At 57.3% G+C, this 21,106-nt stretch carries 19 protein-coding genes; 9 read left to right on the forward strand and 10 right to left on the reverse strand.

The annotated features are described in order from the left end of the window. Positions 1 to 25: 25 nt before the first annotated feature. From HNI00_RS08750 to HNI00_RS08765, 4 genes are all read right to left on the reverse strand, one after another. Positions 26 to 1,438 carry a lysophospholipid acyltransferase family protein gene (locus HNI00_RS08750; protein ID WP_316792536.1) on the reverse strand — a complete coding sequence of 471 codons (1,413 nt, stop codon included), beginning with the start codon at positions 1,436 to 1,438 and terminating at the stop codon, positions 26 to 28. Positions 1,439 to 1,581: 143 nt separating this feature from the next. Continuing rightward, positions 1,582 to 2,340, reverse strand: coding sequence for a hypothetical protein (locus tag HNI00_RS08755; protein WP_316792538.1), 759 nt, complete (start codon positions 2,338 to 2,340; stop codon positions 1,582 to 1,584). Positions 2,341 to 2,542: 202 nt separating this feature from the next. Continuing rightward, complete coding sequence (locus HNI00_RS08760) at positions 2,543 to 3,310, reverse strand: IS630 family transposase (RefSeq protein WP_316790097.1); 768 nt, start codon at positions 3,308 to 3,310, stop codon at positions 2,543 to 2,545. Further along, entirely contained in the window at positions 3,256 to 3,678 is a 423-nt protein-coding gene (locus HNI00_RS08765) for a helix-turn-helix domain-containing protein (protein ID WP_297078364.1), read from the reverse strand. Before HNI00_RS08765 ends, HNI00_RS08760 begins: the two co-directional genes overlap by 55 nt. A gap of 516 nt (positions 3,679 to 4,194) precedes the next feature. On the opposite strand from HNI00_RS08765, the gene HNI00_RS08770 reads away from it, so the two are divergent. Then, entirely contained in the window at positions 4,195 to 5,886 is a 1,692-nt protein-coding gene (locus HNI00_RS08770; protein ID WP_316792540.1) for a GspE/PulE family protein, read from the forward strand. 30 nt (positions 5,887 to 5,916) lie between these two features. On the opposite strand, the gene HNI00_RS08775 is transcribed toward HNI00_RS08770, so the two are convergent. The 5 genes from HNI00_RS08775 to HNI00_RS08795 form a co-directional block, all read right to left on the reverse strand. Then, the gene (locus tag HNI00_RS08775) at positions 5,917 to 7,059 is read right to left on the reverse strand and encodes a glycosyltransferase (RefSeq protein WP_316792542.1); all 1,143 of its coding nucleotides are present in this window, start codon (positions 7,057 to 7,059) and stop codon (positions 5,917 to 5,919) included. Then, positions 7,056 to 7,724, reverse strand: coding sequence for a class I SAM-dependent methyltransferase (locus HNI00_RS08780; RefSeq protein ID WP_316792544.1), 669 nt, complete (start codon positions 7,722 to 7,724; stop codon positions 7,056 to 7,058). The genes HNI00_RS08775 and HNI00_RS08780 overlap by 4 nt, the downstream gene beginning before the upstream one ends. Before the next feature lie 68 nt (positions 7,725 to 7,792). After that, on the reverse strand, positions 7,793 to 8,851 hold the full coding sequence (locus tag HNI00_RS08785) for a glycosyl hydrolase 108 family protein (RefSeq protein ID WP_316792546.1): 1,059 nt from the start codon (positions 8,849 to 8,851) through the stop codon (positions 7,793 to 7,795). Between the two features lie 13 nt (positions 8,852 to 8,864). Next, entirely contained in the window at positions 8,865 to 10,106 is a 1,242-nt protein-coding gene (gene argJ / locus HNI00_RS08790) for a bifunctional ornithine acetyltransferase/N-acetylglutamate synthase (protein WP_297079794.1), read from the reverse strand. A gap of 130 nt (positions 10,107 to 10,236) precedes the next feature. Beyond that, positions 10,237 to 10,488 (reverse strand): hypothetical protein, encoded by a 252-nt coding sequence (locus tag HNI00_RS08795; RefSeq protein ID WP_316792549.1) that lies wholly within the window; start codon positions 10,486 to 10,488, stop codon positions 10,237 to 10,239. 151 nt (positions 10,489 to 10,639) lie between these two features. On the opposite strand from HNI00_RS08795, the gene HNI00_RS22110 reads away from it, so the two are divergent. The 5 genes from HNI00_RS22110 to HNI00_RS08815 all read left to right on the forward strand — a co-directional run bounded on the left by HNI00_RS22110 (position 10,640) and on the right by HNI00_RS08815 (position 17,759). After that, complete coding sequence (locus HNI00_RS22110; protein WP_297079797.1) at positions 10,640 to 10,894, forward strand: helix-turn-helix transcriptional regulator; 255 nt, start codon at positions 10,640 to 10,642, stop codon at positions 10,892 to 10,894. A gap of 51 nt (positions 10,895 to 10,945) precedes the next feature. Further along, positions 10,946 to 13,042 (forward strand): NAD-dependent DNA ligase LigA, encoded by a 2,097-nt coding sequence (gene ligA / locus HNI00_RS08800; RefSeq protein ID WP_316792550.1) that lies wholly within the window; start codon positions 10,946 to 10,948, stop codon positions 13,040 to 13,042. A gap of 38 nt (positions 13,043 to 13,080) precedes the next feature. Then, on the forward strand, positions 13,081 to 15,030 hold the full coding sequence (locus HNI00_RS08805; protein ID WP_316792552.1) for an alpha/beta hydrolase: 1,950 nt from the start codon (positions 13,081 to 13,083) through the stop codon (positions 15,028 to 15,030). A 385-nt stretch (positions 15,031 to 15,415) separates the two neighbouring features. Continuing rightward, positions 15,416 to 16,072 (forward strand): peptide-methionine (S)-S-oxide reductase MsrA, encoded by a 657-nt coding sequence (gene msrA / locus HNI00_RS08810; protein WP_316792554.1) that lies wholly within the window; start codon positions 15,416 to 15,418, stop codon positions 16,070 to 16,072. Between the two features lie 10 nt (positions 16,073 to 16,082). Further along, on the forward strand, positions 16,083 to 17,759 hold the full coding sequence (locus tag HNI00_RS08815; RefSeq protein ID WP_316792556.1) for an RluA family pseudouridine synthase: 1,677 nt from the start codon (positions 16,083 to 16,085) through the stop codon (positions 17,757 to 17,759). A 35-nt stretch (positions 17,760 to 17,794) separates the two neighbouring features. On the opposite strand, the gene HNI00_RS08820 is transcribed toward HNI00_RS08815, so the two are convergent. Beyond that, positions 17,795 to 18,097 (reverse strand): hypothetical protein, encoded by a 303-nt coding sequence (locus HNI00_RS08820; protein ID WP_316792558.1) that lies wholly within the window; start codon positions 18,095 to 18,097, stop codon positions 17,795 to 17,797. A gap of 419 nt (positions 18,098 to 18,516) precedes the next feature. On the opposite strand from HNI00_RS08820, the gene HNI00_RS08825 reads away from it, so the two are divergent. From HNI00_RS08825 to HNI00_RS08835, 3 genes are all read left to right on the forward strand, one after another. Further along, positions 18,517 to 19,101: a hypothetical protein gene (locus tag HNI00_RS08825; protein ID WP_316792560.1), complete on the forward strand. Its 585-nt coding sequence runs from the start codon at positions 18,517 to 18,519 to the stop codon at positions 19,099 to 19,101. A 216-nt stretch (positions 19,102 to 19,317) separates the two neighbouring features. Next, positions 19,318 to 20,475, forward strand: coding sequence for a quinone-dependent dihydroorotate dehydrogenase (locus HNI00_RS08830; protein WP_316792562.1), 1,158 nt, complete (start codon positions 19,318 to 19,320; stop codon positions 20,473 to 20,475). A gap of 140 nt (positions 20,476 to 20,615) precedes the next feature. Next, positions 20,616 to 21,074 (forward strand): DUF3531 family protein, encoded by a 459-nt coding sequence (locus tag HNI00_RS08835; protein ID WP_297078900.1) that lies wholly within the window; start codon positions 20,616 to 20,618, stop codon positions 21,072 to 21,074. Positions 21,075 to 21,106 lie beyond the last annotated feature (32 nt).

The following is a 21,106-nucleotide window of genomic DNA, read 5'->3' on the forward strand; positions in this document are numbered from 1 at the left end:
GACCGGAGTCGATTGACCAGATTGACTATATTAATTGCTCCAGGGCCGTTTGCAGATCTTGCGTGAGTTCCGCAACCGCCTGCTTTGCTGAGGTGTGATCCCGCTGATAGTCCGAATGGCGATCGCTCACACAAATCGGCGTTCCCACCGTCACGCGGCTCTGTCGCCAGCCCAAACGCGGACGGGCAGGCATGTCGTCGCCCTTGATCCTCGCCACCAGGTCAAACATCAGCAAGGTCATTTCAGCAAAGCGCTCCGCCGTGGGCTGTTCCTGGAGATAGTCCGCCGTCACTGCTACAAAGCTTTCCACCAGGCGCATGTGCCGCAGGCGAATTTCGGCTTCCTCCGCGCCCCAATCGGCCAGTCCGCGCTGAAATGGGGACAGAGCCGCGAAATCTACGGGCAGGTCTTCTCGATAAATCGCGTTCCAGCCTGCTTCCTCTAGCCGACGACAGCGGTCGATAATCGTGCCCTGCGCCTCCAGCCGAAAATGCGCTTCGGCAGCGCGGAGGGCGGCATCCAGCAGCGCATCCAGCCGCCGCATCAGGCGTTGATTTGCGCTCTCGTCTAGTTCTGGCTTGGGATCTGCCTCAGGCGTTAGATACTGCGGATAGAAGCGATGATAAAATCCCTCCATTTCCGTCAGCAAATGATCCGCCAGCCGCAGCACGCGCCGATAGCGAACATCCTCCGTTGGCGTTTCATCCTGCACCAGCGGCAGCAAGCCCGTGTCCTGCTCCAGCCGACTCAGCAGCCGATCGAGCTTTGTCCAGATGGGCTGTGGGTAAGTGTAGCGAATGCCAATCGGCACAATGTAGACCTGTTCGGTCCGCCCCTTCTTTCGCAAATCCTCCGCGCACCAAAAGCCCAACTGCGCCACGCCGGGTTCTAGCGGGCTGACGACTTCGCTATGCCCGTTGGTTGCGCCTTCGGGGGCGATCGCCAAGGGAAACTGTCCGTTGAGCAATAGCTCCCGCGCCGCCCGCAGACCTGTGCGATCCAGCCGCTTGCCCCGGTGAATCGGGATGCCGCCCAGCCGCGAAAACAGCCAGCCCAGCCAGTCGCCGGCCCAGATGGTCATGCCCCGGTCGTAGACGAAGTAGGAATGCACGGGCGATCGCAGCGGAATGTCATGCTCTCGCGCAGCTTTGGGAACACCGCTGGACAGCAGATACAGCATAGAAAACGGATCGTCTACTTCTGGATGGCGGAATGCCAAGATGAATCGAACTTCGCCCGCCTGAAACCGCTGATAAAGCAATGCCAGTTCTTTGGCGTTCACAACCTCGACATGGGAAATTCCCGTCGGCAGCCACGGACGAACACGGAGCCGAAACAAGAGCGGTAATGCCGCTCGCATCGCCATTAGCACCGCTGGATTGAAGCGCTGGGGAATGAACAAAAGCGCCGGAAATGCACGATGTTTTGAACAAGACACGTTCTTTCTGACCTTTGGCTTATGCGAAGCGCGACGTGAGCTAGGTTAACAATACTGGATCAAAACCGTTGTCAATACAAGGCCCCACGCTTCTGTCAGAAACGGGGGCCTTGAGAGTGTTAGAGAATCAGTCGGCTCAGCGATTAGCGCAGGGCGCTGTTCACGATTTGCCGCAGTTGGGCTTTAATTTCGGCTTCTTTCTGCGCGATAGTTGTGCCCAAGTCAGCAGCTTTTTCTTCCAGTTCCACTTGTTTGAAGTGTTTTGCCTCGTTGCCTAGGGTTTCGCCTTTGGTTTTGGCGTTGGCATACCAGGTTTGCGCCGTTTCAATCTGACGCTTCACTTCTTCGTAGCGATCGCCATAGCGCTCTTGCAGACGGCCATCTAGTTCTGCAAGCTGCTGCTTCAGATGGTCATAGCGCTGCTGAAAAATATCAAACACTTCCCGCTCCTTCACTGCGTTTACAACCAGATCAATTAGCACCTTGAAGGGGGTTTTGGTAGTGGCCTCGGCTTCCGGCAGGTCAACGGTTGCCAGGGCCACGGTGACTTCCTCCTCAAACTGGCGATCGGCTTGATCCAGCGTTTGCTGGAGGTTGTCGATCTGGGTTTGGGCCTGGGCGATCGCCTCTCGATGAGATTCGCCAATGCCCTCTACCACGCCTTCCACCGAGGCCGCCATCTCTTCGGTGCGGGTCGTCGCGCGATCGCGCACCACGGCAAACACCGCCGTCAAAGCATCTTTGGCGATCGCCTTCAGTTCGCCTGTCCCTTGAGACACTTCTGCCACTGCTTCTGAAACCGCAGCCTTCACAATCTCCCGAATTCGCTCTGCCCGCAGGCCGCCCTCAGACTTGGCCTTTTGCAAATCTTCCTGAATGCGCTCTTTTACTGAATTTGTCATGGCTTTTCCCAACCAAACGCAACGTCATCATCGGGCAGACGCAAATCCCGCAGTTCTCTACCCAACAGATCCATCCTGGCGCGTTTATTGGCTGAAAGGGCTAATTTTGCGTTAGGGATAGCCCTACTGAGGAGAGGGGGAAAGCCGATGGGGGGTTTGGATTTTGGCTTTTGGATTTTGGCAGGACTTACTACTCTGTAAATTAAGTATCTGACGGTTTTACTCCCACTGGTTCAGGTCGAATGTTGTCGTAGTGACGACTAAGTTTGCTCCTGGCAGTTTCAATCGAAAACTGCCAGTCGATTTTGATATGTTGCTCATGACGTTCTGCAACCAACGCTAAAACTTGCCGTTTTAATTCTTCTATCGTAGGAATGCGTTGATGCAAGCAACCGCGTGCCAACGCCGACAACTCAATCTCAATCATGTTGAGCCAACTCGCGGATTTCGGTGTGTAGTAAAACTCAAACCGTTGAGCTAAAGCGAACGCCTCGGCCGCAGGTAAATTTTCATAGAAGGAACTGGCATTGTGGGTGTTGAGATTGTCTTGTATCAGGCGAATTTTACAGGCCTGGGGGTACTGAGTCGCCAGCGCTTGGCAGAACAAGGTGTATTCTCGTTTGGTGCGTTGCGGGTACACCTGAGCTAGACGGTTTCCCGTTAAGGGTTCAATTGCCGCTAACAAGGCACAAGAGCCATTTTTTTCATAGCTGTAGTGTTCTTTGTAGACATGACCCGCTCGCATCAGCAACGGGGCAACAACCTCACCGATGAGAAAACAGGGACGCTCATCGAAGCAGACCACCGGGTAGGCAGGGTCATAAGGTTGGGCGTACAACCAAAGGATCTGTTCCATTTGAGCAATAAAGCGGCTATCCAATTGACCCAGACACCACGTCTGCTTGAGGTGAGGCTTCAACTCGTTTTTTTGAGAATCTTCGCGACTTGCGTATGTGAAATGCTCTGGCAATAGTTCAGTTCAACCGCCTTATCCGCCAGCAGACGCAAGTCCCAGCGGTCATGACCGACCGGGGCTTCACTACAAGCTAAGGCCGTAATCTTGGCTCGTTGCTCACCATCAAACTCGATTGGGCGACCCGAGCGGGGCTTGTCATGCAGCATCTGCAATCCTTCCTGTTCATAGCGCTCGCGCCATGCTCGCACCGTCGTCTCTGAGACACTTAAGGTCGTCGCAACGGCACTTACGGGTTTGCCTCGGTCAAGTTCCAGTAAACCAGTCGCCCGCTTAAACTGCCGGGCTCCCAGTTGACCCTTACGCAACAAATTCTCTAGGTAATCGCGGTCGGTTGGACGCAGTTCGACTTGGCACTTTTTCATCTCTACTCAGCTAACAATAGGACTGTGAACAGTCTACTACTCACTCGCTTGAGTCCAAAAAACTTAATTTACAAAGTACTTACGCACTTGCGATAAGTCTTCTGGGTTTTGGAAGATTTTTCGCGGGCTGCGCCCGCGAGAAATCTTCCAACTGCGTAAGTCCTATTTGGATTTTGGGGTTTGGATGTTGGAGACGTTTGGCTGGAGCGTTGGCGGGAAAAGGGATTGGGCGCTCGCTCTTTGAGCCGTCAAAGTATTTCTTTACAAAAAATTCTGTTTTCGATTGTGAAAGCTGTATGAAGCTTGCAGTTCCCGTTACATTTTTTCACGCCTGAGCCAAAAAGAAATCTGTGCGGTTTTCTGCTGCGTACTTTGGCGTAGGGCACACAAGTTCAAGCGCATCTGGTTCAAGCGCATCTGGTTCAAGCGCATCTGGTGAATCAACAGTCATAGCTTGCAATTTCTACTGCAACCTCAACTGCAATCTCAACCAATCTCAACAAGGTGAAAGCGCCCATGCAAAATAGCCAATCGGTCTGGCAACAGCTCAAGCAGCAGCAAATCACCTGTGAGCAGGCGCTCGGTCTGCTGGTCAATCGACAGGGAATCGTAAATTTGCGGCTGCTCGACCCGGAAGTGAGTACGCGCTTTTGGCGAGGGTTTGGCGATTGCACGCAGGCCCCGCCCGTCGTGCCGCTGCTGCTCTGGCGCAATTGCTACTACCTGGGTAGCCCCATCGCGCCAATGCCGGAAGTAGTGCAGCAAATGGGCGATCGCCTCAATGCCAGCATCGAAATCGTCCCCATCGCCGAAAAGAGCTATCGCCAGTGGTATCGCTTGCAAGCCCTCACCGCCAAGCGCATGAGCAAATCGGGCGCGATTCACCTGGGGGCCGGGCAATCGGACACCGAAGACCTGACCGAAGTCGCCGAACTGCACCTGTCGCATGTCAACAACCAGATCGAGCGCATCCGCACGCTGATCGCCAGCGCCCTCCGCAATCGCGCCAGCGACATCCACCTAGAACCCTCTGCCGACGGGCTAGCGGTGCGCTTTCGCATTGACGGCATTTTGCGGCACGTCACCACGCTGCCGCCCGACATCAGCCGCAAGGTCATCGTCGCGCTGAAGGTGATGTGCGAAATGGACATTGCCGAGAGCCGCCGACCCCAGGACGGGCGCATTAGCGAAAAATACATGGCGGGCCAGCAGGAAGAAGGGCTGGATCTGCGCGTCAGCACGCTGCCCTGCATCAGCGGGGTCAAAACAGAACCCAGCGAAAAGGCGGTGCTGCGGCTCTTGCGCCAGCAAAACACCTTCCAGACCATTGCCGATTTGGGCTTTTCGGACACTGCGCGGGAGATTTACGAAAGCTGGCTGCGGGAGCCGCAGGGGTTGGTTATCTTCACCGGCCCTACTGGATCGGGCAAAACCAGCACGCTGTATACGAGCCTGCTGGCGATCGCCACCGAATCCGTCAACATCGTCACCGTCGAAGACCCGGTGGAATACGTCCTCCCCGGCATCACGCAAACCCAGGTGCATGAGGCCGCAGGCATGACCTTCGCCGCCGGCCTGCGGGCCATCCTGCGGCAAGACCCCGACATCCTCATGGTGGGCGAAATCCGCGACAGCGAAACGGCAGAAACCGCCGTCCGCTCCGCCCTCACCGGCCACTTGGTTCTCACCACGCTGCACACCAACGATGCCATCGGTGCGATTCCCCGCCTGCAAGACATCGGCCCCGACCCAGGGCTGATCAGCGATGCGCTGCTGGGCATTGTGGCCCAGCGCCTCGTCCGCAAGGTCTGTCCCCACTGCGCCGAACCCCACACGCCTACGCCCGCTGACCTAAAGCTGCTGGGTCTGCGCCCCGACGAGGCCAACCTCCAGGGCTGGCGAAAAGGGCGCGGCTGTGTACAGTGTTTCCAGTCGGGCTATTTGGGGCGCGAAGCGGTGATCGAGCTGCTGAACGTAGACGACACCGTGCGCCAGATTATCTACGAAGGCAACCTGACCCAACTGCGCCGCTATCTGGCGGAGAGCCAGTTCGAGTCGTTCCGTGTGGCTGCGATCCAGAAGGTGACGCAGGGCATCACCACGGTCGAAGAGGTGCGGCGGGTGCTGCCCCACAGCGCCTTTTTCCGGCGGGTCACCCAACCCCTGCCGCCGCGTCCAGCCGGTGCGTCGCTGCTGAAAACGGGGTAAAGCGGTGTGGAAAAGGTCAGAAGTCCGGTATCACAAGTCCGGTGTCAGGAGTTGGTTGAGCGTTTGGGTGAAGGTGTCGCGGCCGAAGCGGGCGATCGCCCTTCGTCTTAGCTCGGCAGGCTGGTAGAGCAGCGGGTTGGGGTAAGCGCCCTGCAAGATCTGAATCAGGGTGCGGGCGATCGCCTCGCGATCCGTTGGGTCTACCAGCGCCCCCAGTTCTCCCTGGGCCAGCGCATCGGTTGCGCCGTCCTGGTTGCCGCCCAGCGCGGGTTTGCCGCAGGCCAGCGCCTCCAAATACACAATCCCAAAGCCCTCACCCTGGCTGGGCATGGCAAATACGTCGCACAGGTTGTAGTGGTCGCAGAGCGCGGCATCGGGCACAAACCCCGCCAGCGTGACGCAATCTTGCAGCCCCAGTTCTGCAATTCGCGCCTCGATGCGGGGGCGATCGCCACCTTTGCCCACCAGCACATAATGCACTCGCGGCAGCACTCGATGAATGCGGGGTAGCGCCTCCAGCACTGCGTCATAACCCTTGTGGCGATCGCCGCCCACCAGCCGCGCCACCGTCAGCACGACGGGCTGATCTGGCTGCAACCCGTAGCGCTGGAGTAGGTAATCGGGCTTGGGTGCGGGGCGAAATCGCTGCGCGTCGATCGTGCAGGGCAAAAGGGCAACCCTGGCGGGGTCAAGCTGCTGTTCTCTGAGCAGGCGATCGCGCGTGTAGCTGCTGATGGAAACAATTCGGTCAGCAGCGCGCAGGGCGGCTTTTTGCAGTGGATTTTGCACGTTCCATGCATCAATGCCGTAAGTAAAAATCCAGTAGGGAATGCCCGCCAGTCGCCGCAGCATTAGGGCCACGGGTGCGAAGTGCAGGTGGCCACAGAGAATCAAATCTGGGCGATCGCCCAGCGCCGCCGTTACCAAGCTTGCGGCAAACCCTGGTGTTTTCGCTGCATCGGGCAGTGCCCCAAAATAGCGAAAAGTAAGATTAGATAACTTATCCATCTCACCATCTCCCGCCCGATCGCGCTTGTTGAAGACGATCGTGTGGCGATGGGGCTGGCTGGCGATCGCCCGCAGCAGGTCTTGCAAATAGCGCTGGATGCCGCCCTGAAACTCGAACAGGTTGGGAACCCAGCAGTGAAGCCGCTGTTCTGCTTCAGGCTTCACTTGCGGATGACCCAGTGAAAAATGTGCCAGAACTTTGCTTCGCCTAGCGCTGTGGTTCCTGGATGCGCCTCTTCCTCGAATTGCTCGATGGTGAAGGGCTGGAGCAGCGCTTCCGCCTGCGGCCGCGTGAGGTGGGTCATGTGGTCGTAGGCGGCCCAGGAGTCGCGATCGCCAAATAGCTGCCCACACATTCGCCCGCCGGGTCGCAGCGCGTGGGTTAGCGCTTGCCAGAGGGCAGGAAACTGATCCGGTGGGCAGAAGGGCAGGCAAAAGCTGGCGTTAATCAAGTCTAGATCGGCAGGTAAGATAAGCTGCTCAAACCGCTGTACGCGAGTTTCCAGGCGATGTTCGGCGATCGCCGCCTGAAGCTCTGGGCGCGACTGCAAGCGGGCGATCGCCTCCGGTTCCCCATCCATCGCCAACACGCGCCAGCCCCGCCGCACCAGTTCCACCGTGTCGCGCCCTTCGCCACAGCCCAAATCCACTGCATACCCCACAAAGCGTTCAGATCCAGCCTCTTTCGCCTCCGCATCAAACGAACTGAGCGATCGCAGCAGCGTTTCTCGCGGCGGACGACCCGCCATCAGGTCGTAATAGTCGCTCCAGGTGTGGGGACTGTCGGGATGACTGACGGGCAGCGGGGCGGCATTGGGCGGGTTGGCCATAGATTTGAAGGATTCAGAGCAAACGGCGTGAACATCCTGGTTATAGCATTGCCGCTTCCCCTGTGATTCTAGGGCTGCTTCTGGGGCTGAATATATCTCAGCAGGTCATTGTCCCGATCCAGCCAGCCTTGCAGAAACACACGCTGGGACGGGTCGCGGGTGACGCGGCGATAGCGATAGTCCATGCGGGCCTGGCAAAGCCGCCGGGCGAGATCTAGATGGGATGCCTGGGCAATCGCCCGCTGGGTGACGGGGCCAAAGACGCGATCTACCCGCAGACCCAAGATTTCTTGCAAAAACATCGTCGCGCCGCCCACGCCAAAATTAACCGCCGTGTCGAAATGGGCGATCGCCAGCGGCCGCTGCATCATGCTACATTGCGCGGGCTGCCAGTAAAGCTGCTCATAAATGTCCCGCACTTCGTCTTCCGTAATCAGCCGCACACTCTGCACCGGCAGCCCTCTGCTCTGGCGATAGGCGCGATAGGTGGCGGTGGTGATGCCCCGATTCGTCTCGCCGCCGCGATCGGCTGGATAGTTCACATAGCCCCCTTCCCACCGCAGCGTAAACCGCAGCGCCTCCTGAAAAATTTGTGCTTCCGTCAGCACGGGGCTGGGCGCAGGGCGAGGGACGAGTTGAGGCGCAGGCTGGGCGATCGGCGCAGGGGTTGGATTGGGTGCAGGCTGGGCGATCGGCACGGGGCGCGAGGCAGGGGTAGGGCTGGGTGCAGGCTGGGCGATTGGCACAGGGGTTGGATTGGGCGCGGGTTGGGCGATTGGCGCAGGGCGGGCGGCGGGATCTGGACTGGGCGCGGGCGTTGGATTCGGGGCAGGTTGGGCGATCGGGGCCGGACTGGGCGCGGGCGGGGTGTGAACCGTGGGCAGGCTCAGCAGCAGGCTGGCCGACCGGGGCGATAGCTCATCGGGGGTCAGCTTGTGCTTTGCGGTAAAGGCACGGTACGCAACGTCGGTGGAGTGATTCCAGTCGCCTGTGGCCGTGCCGACGGTGTGCCCAATCCGATTCAGCGAGGCCTGCACCGACTGCACCAGCGCCCGATTGCTGCGAATCGAGTCGATGGCGTAGCTCATCGTGTCGGCGGCGATCGCCCGCAGCGTCAGTCCGTCCATCGTAACCGCCCTTCTAGGTCGTATATTCTGCGTTGATCTTCACATAGTCGTAGCTGAGGTCGCAGCCCCAGGCCATGCCCACCCCAGGGCCACTGCCAATGCTGACAGACACCAGCACTGTATCGGTTTTCAGGTATTCCCCAGCGGCGGCTTGCTTCATGTAGTTGCTGGCGGCGGGGCGATCGAAGGGCAGCGGCTGTCCGTGATCCATCAGCAAAAAGTCGCCCAGCTTGACTTGGAGTTCGCCTTGGTCGAAGGGCACCCCGGCCCGTCCAGCGGCGGCGGCGATGCGGCCCCAGTTTGGGTCGCGCCCAAACACGGCCGATTTGAACAGGGACGACCCGGCAATCGTGCGGGCTACCTGGCGGGCGGCTGCGTCGTCTGGTGCGCCGCTGACTCGAATTTCCAGCAGGCAGGTTGCGCCTTCGCCATCGCGGGCGATCGCCTTGGCCATCCGCATACACACCTCCGTCAGCATTCCCTCTAGCCGCTCGGCATCGGGGCCCGGCTCGGTGATCGCGGGCGTGCGGGATTCGCCGTTGGCCAGCGCCAGCAGCGTGTCGTTAGTGCTGGTGTCGCCGTCTACCGTGATCTGGTTAAAGCTCTTGTCGGCGGCGCGGCTCAGCATTTGCTGCCAGAGATGGGGCGAAACGGTCGCGTCGCAGGTGACAAAGGCCAGCATCGTCGCCATGTTGGGGTGGATCATGCCAGACCCCTTGCAGATGCCGCCAATTCGCACCGGGCGACCGTCCAGCGTCGTTTCCAGCGCCACGCTCTTGGTCACTAGGTCGGTGGTAATGATGGCTTTGGCAGCGGCATCGGAGCCGTCGGGCGTGGCAGCGGCCACCAGATTGGGAATGCCCGACCGTAGCTGCTCCATGCGGATGCGCTGCCCAATGACCCCCGTCGAAGCCACCAGCACTTGCTCGACTGGAATATTCAGCGCTGTCGCCAAAAGCTGGGCACTTTCTAGGGCATCCTCCCAGCCCTGAGAACCCGTGGCTGCATTCGCCTGACCCGCATTGCACAGAATAGCCCGCGCCGTCGCCTTTGCCTCTAGCCGCTGACGGCAATAGTCTACGCAGGCTGCCTTCACCTGGCTGGTAGTAAAGACTCCAGCGGCGATCGCCTCCACTTCCGAATAAATCAGCGCTAGATCCGGCGCACCTGACGGCTTCAGCCCTGCGGCAATGCCCGCTGCCCGATAGCCCTTCGGCGCAGTTACGCCACCCGAAATTTCCTGCCACTCAGCCATGCTTAACCCCTGCTTGATGCGGAAACAACTCAACAGATCAAAACAGATCAAAATCTACGGATCAAAGGCTAAAGGATAAATCAGAAACAGACTGTGTAGGCGCGATCGTTCATAAACGTATATGGAGGATTCAATTGCGCTGGCGCTCTTTCCCCTTGGCAGAAGCGTCCAAAAAATTGGGCGATCGCCGCTCTGCCCTTGCCGTTGGCATGGTTGGTGGATCAAAGGCAATTGCCCACCCCGCATTCCGCACCAACTGCCGCACCGCAATCAGATACATCTCTGCATCGTTGCGCCGCCGAAACCGAGCCACGGCAATCGTTTGACAATTGGGCAGCAGACGATAGACCACCCACGGATGAAGCTGGTCGTAATAGCTCATAGTATTTTTGTTGGGAGAAATGAGACACTAAAGCCAGGGCAAGCCCTCACCGCAAGGCGTTGAGCTTCCCTAGAAATGTTATGTCTCATTTTGAAGCTTCAAATTGAATATGTCAACCTGAGGCTTCATGTTGGGATAAACCTTGTTCTCAATGCCCGAAGACACTAACGCCAGCGCTGCCCAATTCCAGAATCGCCCTTCGGCAATCGAGGCCTTGCGATTAGAACGCACCCAGCTCACTCAGGATGAGTTGGCGATTCGGTGTGGAATTCCGCGATCCACTTATCAACGCTGGATTGCTGGCAAAACTGAGGCAAAATTGAGTCTGCTTCAGTTAAAAGCACTTTGTAGAGAATTGGGTATTGAAAGGATCGATGAACTACCAGATGACTTTGCACCAAGCTAATCGCTAATCGAGAAGCGAATCATTAACCTGCGCTTTTAACCCAGACTGACCGTGGCAGCCAAACCTCCCAATTCTGCAACTGCTTCTCCCCAAGCCCCAACGCCAGCGCAGCGGGCCGCCGAACTGCGGAACCTGCTGAACCAGGCCAGCTATGAATATTACGTGCTGGATGCGCCAACGCTGCCCGATGCGGTATATGACCAGCTTTATCGAGAGCTTCAGGAACTCGAAGCCGCAGACCCGACGCTGATTTCGCCCGACAGTCCCACCCAGCGCGTGGGCGATCGCCCCTCGTCCCAATTCACCTCCGTCCGCCACAATATTCCGCTCTACAGCCTGGAAAACGCCTTCAACCTGGCAGAAGTTGCCACCTGGGACACGCGCTGGCGACGCTATTATGCGACCGTTGCCGAGGCTCAGCCCGCGCTGCCCGACTCGGCCTATGTTTGCGAGCTAAAAATTGACGGCTCTGCCCTGGCGCTGACCTACGAAAACGGGCTGCTGGTGCGCGGGGCGACGCGGGGCGATGGCGTGACGGGGGAAGACATTACGCCCAACGTGCGGACGATTCGCTCGATTCCGCTGCGGCTGAAGGGCGAACACCTGCCGCCCGTGGTGGAGGTGCGGGGCGAGGCGTTTTTGCCGCTGGACGTGTTTCAGCAGATTAATCAAGAGCGAGAAGAGGCGGGCGAGGCGCTGTTTGCCAATCCGCGCAACGCGGCGGCGGGAACCCTGCGCCAGTTGGATTCGCGAATTGTGGCGCGGCGGCGGCTCGACTTTTTTGCCTACACGCTGCATCTTGCAGGAGATGGGAATTTCCCTAAGCCTGCGTCTCAGTGGGAAGCGCTGGATTTGCTGCAAACGCTCGGCTTTCGGGTGAATCCGAACCGCAAGCTGTGCGAATCCTTGGAGGAGGTGCGCCAGTTTGCCGACCACTGGGAGCGGGCCCGGTTTGACCTGCCCTACCTCACCGACGGGCTGGTGATCAAGCTGAACGGGCTGGCGTTGCAGGAACGGCTGGGCTTTACCCAAAAGTTTCCGCGCTGGGCGATCGCCCTCAAGTATCCCGCCGAAGAAGCGCCGACCGTCGTGCAGGGTATCTCCGTGCAGGTGGGGCGGACGGGCGCGGTCACGCCTGTTGCAGAATTGGCCCCAGTGCAGCTTGCAGGCACGACTGTTTCGCGGGCGACGCTGCATAATGCCGACTTCATCGCGGCGCTGGATGTGCGCGTGGGCGATACGGTGATTGTGCGAAAGGCGGGCGAAATCATTCCCGAAGTGGTGCGCGTGCTGCCGGAATTGCGACCCGCCGGGGCGGAACCGTTTCAACTGCCGACCCATTGCCCGGTGTGCGGTCAGCCCCTGGTGCGCCCGGAAGAGGAGGCCGTCACCCGCTGCGTGAATTCATCCTGTCCGGCGATCGTGCGCGGTTCCCTGGTGCATTGGGCCTCGCGGCAGGCGCTTGATATCAACGGGCTGGGCGAGAAGTGGGTGCAGCAGTTGGGCGATCGCGGCTTGTTGAACAGCGTTGCCGACCTGTATGACCTGACGGCGGAGCAACTGATCGGCATTGACCGGATGGGCAAAAAATCCGCTGAAAATCTAGTTAGGGCGATCGCCCAATCCAAAACCCAACCCTGGTGGCGCGTCCTATTTGGGTTGGGTATTCGGCACGTCGGCGCAGTCAACGCGCAAACGCTGGCCGAAGCCTTTCCAACCGTCGAAGCCCTGGCCGCCGCTGAAGAATCGGACATTGCCGCTGTCTACGGCATTGGCCCGGAAATCGCTCGGTCGGTCTATCAGTGGTTCCGTGTGCCCGCCAACCAAGCGCTCGTGGAGCGGCTGCGGGCGGCAGGGCTGACTCTGGCGGGCGAGGCGAAACCTGCATCTGACAAACCCCAAACGCTAGCAGGCAAAACCTTTGTGCTGACGGGAACCCTGCCCACGCTGAAACGGGATGAAGCCGCTGAACGAATTAAAGCAGCAGGCGGCAAGGTGACGAGTTCCGTTAGCAAGAAGACTGATTTCGTGGTCGTGGGTGAAGACGCGGGGTCAAAATTGGAAAAGGCGATCGCCCTAAAAATCACCCAATTGTCAGAGGCGGATCTCCTCAAATTACTGTCAAATTCGGAGGTAGCTTCGCCCTGAGCGTTTTTCCAAAGCCGACCTACGCCAACTCCTGACCGATGCCTGTGCCTCCTGGTTTGTTTTCGTCTGCCCTGTCCGTTCGACGCTGCCTGCGCCGATGGATTGTGGGCGTGGCTGGCCAGCAGGTTGGCAATAGCGGCGCAAGCGGGCTGAGGGTCGGGCGATCGCCACAATTTTTGCCAGCACATCTGCTAGCTCAGGATCAGACAGGCGCAAGCGGGCTGAGGGTCGGGCGATCGCCACAATGCCACCCCAAACATCGCATTTGCAGCAATAAACGCTGGCGGCGGGCCCTGCTTGCATCTGCCTTTGCCCTGCCCCTAGCGCTCGTCGCCCCGCCCCTCCGCGCAGCCGAGCGGGTGCTGGTGTCGCTGGGGCCGTTTGAGCGCTCAATTTCTGTCCGCGCCCTGCGGATTTATGCCGAAGAAGGGCGCTATACCGAAAATCTGCGGGTTTATGCCCGACACTATGCCACAGAAGAACAACTCCAACAGCTCGAACAACTCCTCAAAACCCGGCTGGAGCTAAACCTGACCCCCTGGGCCGTGTCCCAGTTTCTCTATTCCGACCAGGGCGAACTGTTGCTACAACGGCTGGGCGAAGTCGTTCGCACCGGATCGAACCTGTCGGGCAAGCGGGCACTGCGGTCGGCTCTGGTGCTGGCGGCGGCCGATGGAGAAAATGGCCTCACGCCGCTCAACGTGCTGGAGCATTTTCCAGTAGACACGATGCGGATTGACCTGACCCGCGCGTTTTCTATTATTTCGTCCATCGAGCGGCTGGTGAACCAGACCAAGCAGGCCATCGATGCGATCGCCCTGATTTCCGAAGACAATGCCCGCCTAGAGCCAGTGGTTTCCACGTCCCAGATCAATCCGGTGCGTCCCGGCCGCTACACGGTTTCGCTTCAGACCCTCACGCAGGAACAGTTTCGCGGCTGTTTGAGTACCCCCGCTAGTCTGTATTCCCCTGCGGATCATAGCCTGGTTTATACAGGACGACGCTTTGGCAATCGCCCGCTGGAGGTCGATCTATACTTGCCTGTCGCAGATCGTCAAAATCAGCCGCCCACTGCCATGCCGCTGGTGGTCATCTCCCACGGGCTAGGCTCCAATCGTCTCACCTTCAGCTACATTGCCCAACATCTTGCGTCCTATGGCTTTGCGGTTGCGGTGCCAGAACACCCCGGCAGCAACACCAAACGCCTAGAAGACCTGATCGACGGGATTGTTCGCAACGAAACCGAACCCGCCGAATTTGTCCAGCGCCCCCAGGACATTACCTGTCTACTCAACACGCTAGAGCGTGACCCCCGGTTCAAGAACTTGATCGATACCGAGCAAGTAGGCGTGGTTGGACAGTCGCTCGGTGGCTACACAGCCTTTGCCATTGCGGGCACCCCGATTGATCTTAGTCGGCTAAATCGGGAATGCAGGCTTGATGAAACCCTGAACCTGTCGCTGCTGCTTCAATGTCGCCTGCAAAACTGGGTGCTGGATTCCAACAACCTGCGCGACCCCAGGGTAAAAGCCATTATCGCCATCAACACCCTGGGCAGCAGCTTGTTTGGGGAAGAAGGCTATGCGGCGCTAGATGTGCCCACGCTGATCGTTGCCAGCGGAGCCGATACGGTCACCCCTGCGCTGCCGGAGCAAATTACGCCCTTTACCTGGCTGACGACACCCCATCGCTATCTGCTGCTGCTGCAAAACGCGACCCACTTTTCCGCGATCGATGTACCCGCAGAAGACAATGTGGCGGTTAACCTGCCGCCGGAAGTCGTGGGCCCCGATCCGGCGATCGCCCATTACTATCTCCGCACCGTCAGCCTCGCCTTTTTCCAAACCTATCTGAATCAGGACGATACCTATCTCCCGTTTCTCAGCGCTCGCTACATCGAGCAACTCCAGGATGACCAGCTACCCCTCAGCATTGTGGAGCGCTTCACTCCGGATCAACTCGCTCAAAGCCATGCCAGAACCCGGTAGTCTCGCTGTAGCTGCGCCTTTTCTGTTGTAAGAACTTGCTTCTGTAAGAACTTGCTTCTCACGTAACTCCCACAAATTTCTCAGGGTTTTCCATCCTGTTTGCTTTGTGGCGCTTCTAGAATTGTGAGATATTCCTTATCAAGAGTATGTCTATGGGGTTGTAGGTTGATGAGCTAGAAATGAGGCTCACAATGAGGAAGTATGAGCGATATGATGAAGAAGAGTAAAGAATCGTAAAAGTACGCTCTTGTTAGTGTGATTTCTTCTACTATTCACCTTTCCTGCAAATCTCACTCGCCTATGGTTTGCAGAGAACTCATACTGGCTGTTTGACACACTGCTATCCCATTCGATATCTAAAACACAAAACGCAGGTACACGACTTATGGTGCTATTTGGGTTTGGTAAAAAGCTGGCGCTGCCGACTCCTGAAGAGGCTTTGCCGGGGCGATCGCAGCCAATGCAGATTCAAAATCGCCACTTCGTCAACGGCAACCCGCTTCAGCCCCCATTCCCCGACGGGATGGAGCTAGCGCTGTTTGGGCTGGGCTGTTTTTGGGGCGCAGAGCGAAAGTTTTGGCAACAGGAGGGCGTGTACAGCACGTCTGTAGGCTACGCAGCGGGCATCACGCCCAACCCCACTTATCAGGAAGTGTGCAGCGGTCTGACAGGGCATAACGAAGTTGTGCGCGTGGTATACGACCCGTCGGTGATCTCCTACGAAGACCTGCTCAAGGTGTTTTGGGAAAGCCACGACCCCACCCAAGGAATGCGCCAAGGGAATGACATAGGTACGCAGTATCGCTCTGGAATTTACGTTTATTCTGAAGCCCAGCGGCAAGCCGCCGAAGCCTCTCTCCAGCGCTATCAGGCTGCTCTCAAATCAGAAGGCTATGGCAGCATCACCACTGAAATTCTGGATGCGCCAGAGTTCTATTACGCGGAGGACTATCATCAGCAGTATCTTGCCAAAAATCCGGGGGGTTATTGCGGACTGGGCGGCACCAAGGTCTGCTACCCGCCGACGACCGCCAGTGTATAGCTTGTGAGCCTTGCTGAGCCTGTATTCTGAAGCGATCGCCCGCACGCTCCATCCGCTACCATCCTGCGCTAAAGCGTCTCTCGCAGATGCAACTGTGACAGGCTGGTATGGTGGAGCGTGTCCGCGTTCGGGCAGGTGGCTGTGTCTGCCCCGAACCCGCCTTGCAGAGGCGATCGCCCACGCTCTTATGCAGGAACTTGCAGCCTGTGAGGACTGCAACCGTGAAGGCAAGATGTACGGCGTTTTGCTCGTCAAAGCGCAGGCTGATGAACTGTATTTTCTCAAAGCGTTTTCTGGATTGCTCAATGGCAGCAGCACACAAGAAGGATGGGTTCCGCCAATTCCAGGGCGCGATCGCATTGCTGCATTGGAACTGGAAACGCTGAATGCGCTGCAAGCAATCAAGCAAGAGTTGATCCAGCTAGAAACCCTGCCGGTTCGTCAGGTTTATCATGCTGAAAAACTCAAGTTTGACCATGAACTAAAGCAGCTCTCGGATTTGCACCAGAATCGGAAGCAAGCCCGCGATCGCACTCGGAAGCAGTTACGCCAGCGCCCTGAAGACGACACAGTGGCGATCGCACTCCAGGCGCTTAATCATCAAAGCCAGCAGGATGGTATCGAGCGCCGAAACTTGAAAGCAAAGTGGAACGCTGTCCTGCATCCACTACAGCAAAAAATTGACCAGGCAAACGCACGGATTGCAGAACTGAAACAGCAGCGCAAAAGTCTATCTCGACAACTCCAGGCAGAATTTTACACCGCTCATCATCTCACCAACTTTGCAGGCGACTCTCGACCCCTGCAAGCGCTGATGCCGTCTGGTTTTTTGCCCACCGGGACGGGCGACTGCTGCGCCCCAAAGCTTCTGCATTATGCAGCAACCCACGGACTAACGCCGATCGCCCTGGCGGAGTTTTGGTGGGGGCCGTCGCCTGCGCGAGAGCATCGGGTGCAAGGACAGTTTTATGAAGCCTGTGCAGAGCGCTGTCAGCCGCTGATGGGGTTCTTGCTGTCGGGCTTGTCGGCTCAGGTATTGAAGACCGCTGCGCCGGAACCGCTAGGGATTCTATACGAAGACCCGTGGCTGTTGGCTGTCAATAAGCCCAGCGGACTGCTGTCGGTGCCCGGTCGCTATGGACAAGATAGCGCGATCGCCCGACTCTCAACCCACTCACGGCTCTATCCCGCGCATCGGCTCGATCAAGATACCTCTGGCGTGCTGCTGCTGGCAAAAGACGCAGAAACTCACCGGGCGCTCCATCAGCAGTTTCAGCAGCGTCAGGTGCAAAAGGTCTACGAAGCGCTGCTATCTGGCCGTCTAGCGTCCGTTCCTGATGAAATTTGTCTGCCGCTGTGGGGCGACCCGGCCGAGCGTCCCCGGCAGCAGGTCGATTGGCAGCGGGGCAAGCCCAGCCAGACCCAGGTGCGCCTGCTCAGACAGGAACGCTGTGAATTCGATGGGGCATGGCGCAGTCGGGTAGAGCTATTGCCTGTGACCGGGCGCACGCATCAGCTCCGGGTTCATGCGGCAGACGCGGCGGGTTTGGGAACGCCGATTTTGGGCGATCGCCTCTACGGTTGTCCAGCACACGCGCCCCGTCTCCATCTGCACGCTCACCAGATAACGGTCAAGCATCCGCAAACGCATGAAACGCTAACGCTCAAAGCTCCAGTACCGTTCTAAAACAGTACCGTTCTAGAATTACCCCTACTCTAAAATTATCCCCACCTTTGTGGCTCGTAGTCTGCACAATTCATCGCCTCTTCCGACAGCGCTCGCTCCGGATGTACCGTGCATTTCAAGTGATAATCGCCCGTAAAAAATCGACATTCAGAACAGGGAATCTTGTGCATTTGTTGCGCCTGGGCCAGCCCGTCTCGCCCTGCCGAAATCAGGTTCCAGGCAACCAGCCCCACCATGCTCCAAGCCACCACAAAACAAACTGGAACCAGCACCAAATGCACCAGCCACAACGCTCCCTGTATCCCTTCGCGTAAACCCGTGTAGAGCAGTTCAGACACGACGGTAGTTTGAGTAGTAAAAACCTTAACTAGCTTAGGGCATCTTGGGAACCCTGCTGACAGAATGCTACATATTGCAATAACCGTCTTGGAATAACCCTCTGCCGTCTCAGAGGGTGTTTGAAAAGGTATCGCCTGTAATGTTAAGCACTCAGAGATCCCCCCTAGCCCCCCTTAAAAAGGGGAGAAACCACCTTAAAGCCCCCCTTTTTAAGGGGGATTTAGGGGTTTAATGGGGATTTAGGGGGATCTTGCACGCTTTGCTACAAACAGTAGGACTTTTCAAACATCCTCTCAGGGCATGAGGCTTTACTAGAAATAAACTTTACTAGAAATAAAAGGGAGCAGGCCGTATAGGTTCCTCAGGGTTTGGCAATAGGTCCTGGCTGGTAGAGTTTGGCGATCGCCCGCAAGGTTCTATGGCTCAATCCTCTGGAACAACAAGCTGCTTGGGCTGCTTGGGAACCCTTTTTTTCATCTTGTTTGTCGTGCCTTCGATTATTTCCGGGCTATTTGCGGTCTTTCGCGGAGAAGCCTCGTTGGGGATAAAAAACTGCTCATTTAATATTACGAATGGCTCCTTTAGCTGTAAACCAGAAATTACTGCTAAGTATCAATTCCTGGACATTACAAATCTAAAAATAAAGCAAGATAAAATTACAGCAGCGATTCAAAAATTTCATGCTCAGGTCAACCATGCAGACTGTCTTTCTGTTTATGAACAGTCTAGTGAAACGTTTCAAAAAGCCAATTCACTACCTCATTTCTTAATGTACTGTGACGCGATTCAGCGCAACTCTGGTAGAACAAGTGCGTTCGAGATCCTCGGCTGGGAATGGCTTCCATCCGATCATCAGGCGAATGAGTTTATCCGCGTTCATTTATGGGTTCACGGTCAGCGTTCTAACCGAGAGGAACTGCTGGTTTGGCAGATGCACGGCCCGAACGTGCAGCTTGTGAGCCATGCCTATGGACTCATCCTCACTCAGTTTGGGGGGCGCTAATGGTCTTGCAAGAGTCTTGCCAAGCCTCAAGATTGATTGTTGAATCGTCGCTTGATACCTTGATACAGTGAGATTTTCTAGCGAGATTTTCTGCGTTAATTCTTGCTTTGTAGCTTAATCACAAGTGGCTTAATCACAATTTGTGATTCGGCACAATGCTCTTGCAGGGAAGCCTAACGATTCAGCACCAAAGAAACATCTGTGGAGCTTTATAAAGTGGATCTTTATAAACAGGGGCTACGTCCGCTGCTGTTTAGCGGGCTGCGGGCTGACCCAGAATGGCTACACCGTCGGCTCATCGACACACTTAGCGGGCTTGCCGAGGCAGACGCAACCCGCAATCCGCCGTTGGCCTCCTGGGTGCGGCAGCAGGGTCGGCGGGCCTTTTGCAGCGCCCATCCTGCCCTCAGCCAAACGCTCTGGGGCCTGAGTTTTCAGAATCCGGTGGGGCTGGCGGCTGGATTCGATAAGGACGGACGGGTCGCCCACCTGTGGCAGGATTTTGGCTTTGGCTTTGCGGAACTCGGCACTGTCACGCTCCAGGCCCAGCCCGGAAATCCCCGCCCCCGCCTGTTCCGACTGCCTCAAGATTTGGCGGCGCTCAACCGTATGGGGTTTAACAATGAAGGAGCCGCTGCGATGGCTGCCCGCCTGAGTGCGTCTGCCATGCCCCTTCAAGATGCTGACCCCTCTGCGTTGCGATTCCCCTTGGGGATTAATCTGGGCAAGTCCAAAGTGACCCCGCTGGAGTCTGCGGCGGAGGATTATCTCGGCAGTTTCCGGCTGCTTCAGAATTGCGGCAATTACTTTGTGGTGAATGTGTCCTCGCCCAATACGCCTGGATTGCGATCGCTCCAGGATGCCGACCAGCTTGACCGCATTTTGGGGCTATTGCAGCAAGAAAATGCAGGGCAAAAACCGCTGCTGGTGAAGATTGCGCCGGATCTCAACGAGGGGGCGATCGCCGATATTCTTGCCCTCTGCCAAACCCATCACCTGGCGGGGATCATCGCGACCAATACAACCGTTCAGCGCGATCGCCTCCACACCCAGCGCCTCGCTGCAACGGGGAAACTGCTCACAGAAGAGGCTGGCGGCATCAGCGGCGCACCCCTCCGCCAGCGCTCCACCGAAATCATCCGGCTGATTTATCAGAAGACCAGCGGGACTCTACCCATCATTGGGGTTGGCGGCATTTTCACCGCTGAGGATGCCTGGGAAAAAATTACCGCTGGCGCAAGCCTGGTACAGGTCTACACGGGCTGGTTTTATGAAGGACCGTGGATGGTGCGCCGCATCCTCGACGGCCTCGCCCAAAAACTAGAGGCGCACGGTTTGAGCCACATCGAAAGGGCGATCGGGTGCAAGGCTTGAAAAACCCAAACTCTTTGCAGATGAGAAATTGTCCAACTGCGTAAGTCCTGAAAGTCGTATGCTGAATGAGGCGTGAGATGCACCTTTCTCCTCACCTCATTTCTCTGATACTCCAATCTCTAATACTCCACCTAGTCCCCATGCGCGTCGAATTTCGAGAATGCGACTTTTTCAACCTGTGGATTTGGCTAGAATTCACGCTGCCGCCTTCTGCAATGGAGCAGCAATACATCGATGAGATCTTTAACTCCTGGTTTTTCCTGGGCAAGCTGGGCGGGTTCAATGCCGAAAACTTGCAGGTTCAGGATACTGGGCTGGATATCAGCTATCTGGACTACGACAATGACCAGGCCGATGAAAGCCTCATGTCGCTCATGCACAACATGGGCGAGGTGGAGTATGAAGGCAACTGGGCCCGCTGCTGGATCGATATGGGGACGAGCGATGCCCTGGCGCTGGACGTATTAATCAACAGTCTGAAGCAGTTCAGCAAGGACTATGTGACGATCGAGCGGGTTATTATTGGCGGCGAAAACGCAGACTGGAAAATTCCCGCCCGCAGCAACCCCGGCTTTGTAGACGAAAACTACAACAATTGAGGCGGGTGAATTGAGGCAGGCGGTTGGTTTTA

Origin of the sequence: Thermoleptolyngbya oregonensis NK1-22 (assembly GCF_032705245.1) — a bacterium.
Classification (GTDB): Bacteria; Cyanobacteriota; Cyanobacteriia; order Elainellales; family Elainellaceae; genus Thermoleptolyngbya; species Thermoleptolyngbya sichuanensis.

What these genes read in the sequence shown, in the direction of transcription:
- HNI00_RS08780 (WP_316792544.1), bottom strand. Translation starts at nt 7,724, where the DNA reads ATGGCCAACCCGCCCAATGCCGCCCCGCTGCCCGTCAGTCATCCCGAC.
- msrA (WP_316792554.1), top strand. Translation starts at nt 15,416, where the DNA reads ATGGTGCTATTTGGGTTTGGTAAAAAGCTGGCGCTGCCGACTCCTGAA.
- HNI00_RS08825 (WP_316792560.1), top strand. Translation starts at nt 18,517, where the DNA reads ATGGCTCAATCCTCTGGAACAACAAGCTGCTTGGGCTGCTTGGGAACC.
- argJ (WP_297079794.1), bottom strand. Translation starts at nt 10,106, where the DNA reads ATGGCTGAGTGGCAGGAAATTTCGGGTGGCGTAACTGCGCCGAAGGGC.
- HNI00_RS08770 (WP_316792540.1), top strand. Translation starts at nt 4,195, where the DNA reads ATGCAAAATAGCCAATCGGTCTGGCAACAGCTCAAGCAGCAGCAAATC.
- HNI00_RS08765 (WP_297078364.1), bottom strand. Translation starts at nt 3,678, where the DNA reads ATGAAAAAGTGCCAAGTCGAACTGCGTCCAACCGACCGCGATTACCTA.
- HNI00_RS08795 (WP_316792549.1), bottom strand. Translation starts at nt 10,488, where the DNA reads ATGAGCTATTACGACCAGCTTCATCCGTGGGTGGTCTATCGTCTGCTG.
- HNI00_RS08755 (WP_316792538.1), bottom strand. Translation starts at nt 2,340, where the DNA reads ATGACAAATTCAGTAAAAGAGCGCATTCAGGAAGATTTGCAAAAGGCC.
- HNI00_RS22110 (WP_297079797.1), top strand. Translation starts at nt 10,640, where the DNA reads ATGCCCGAAGACACTAACGCCAGCGCTGCCCAATTCCAGAATCGCCCT.
- HNI00_RS08785 (WP_316792546.1), bottom strand. Translation starts at nt 8,851, where the DNA reads ATGGACGGACTGACGCTGCGGGCGATCGCCGCCGACACGATGAGCTAC.
- HNI00_RS08835 (WP_297078900.1), top strand. Translation starts at nt 20,616, where the DNA reads ATGCGCGTCGAATTTCGAGAATGCGACTTTTTCAACCTGTGGATTTGG.
- HNI00_RS08805 (WP_316792552.1), top strand. Translation starts at nt 13,081, where the DNA reads ATGCCTGTGCCTCCTGGTTTGTTTTCGTCTGCCCTGTCCGTTCGACGC.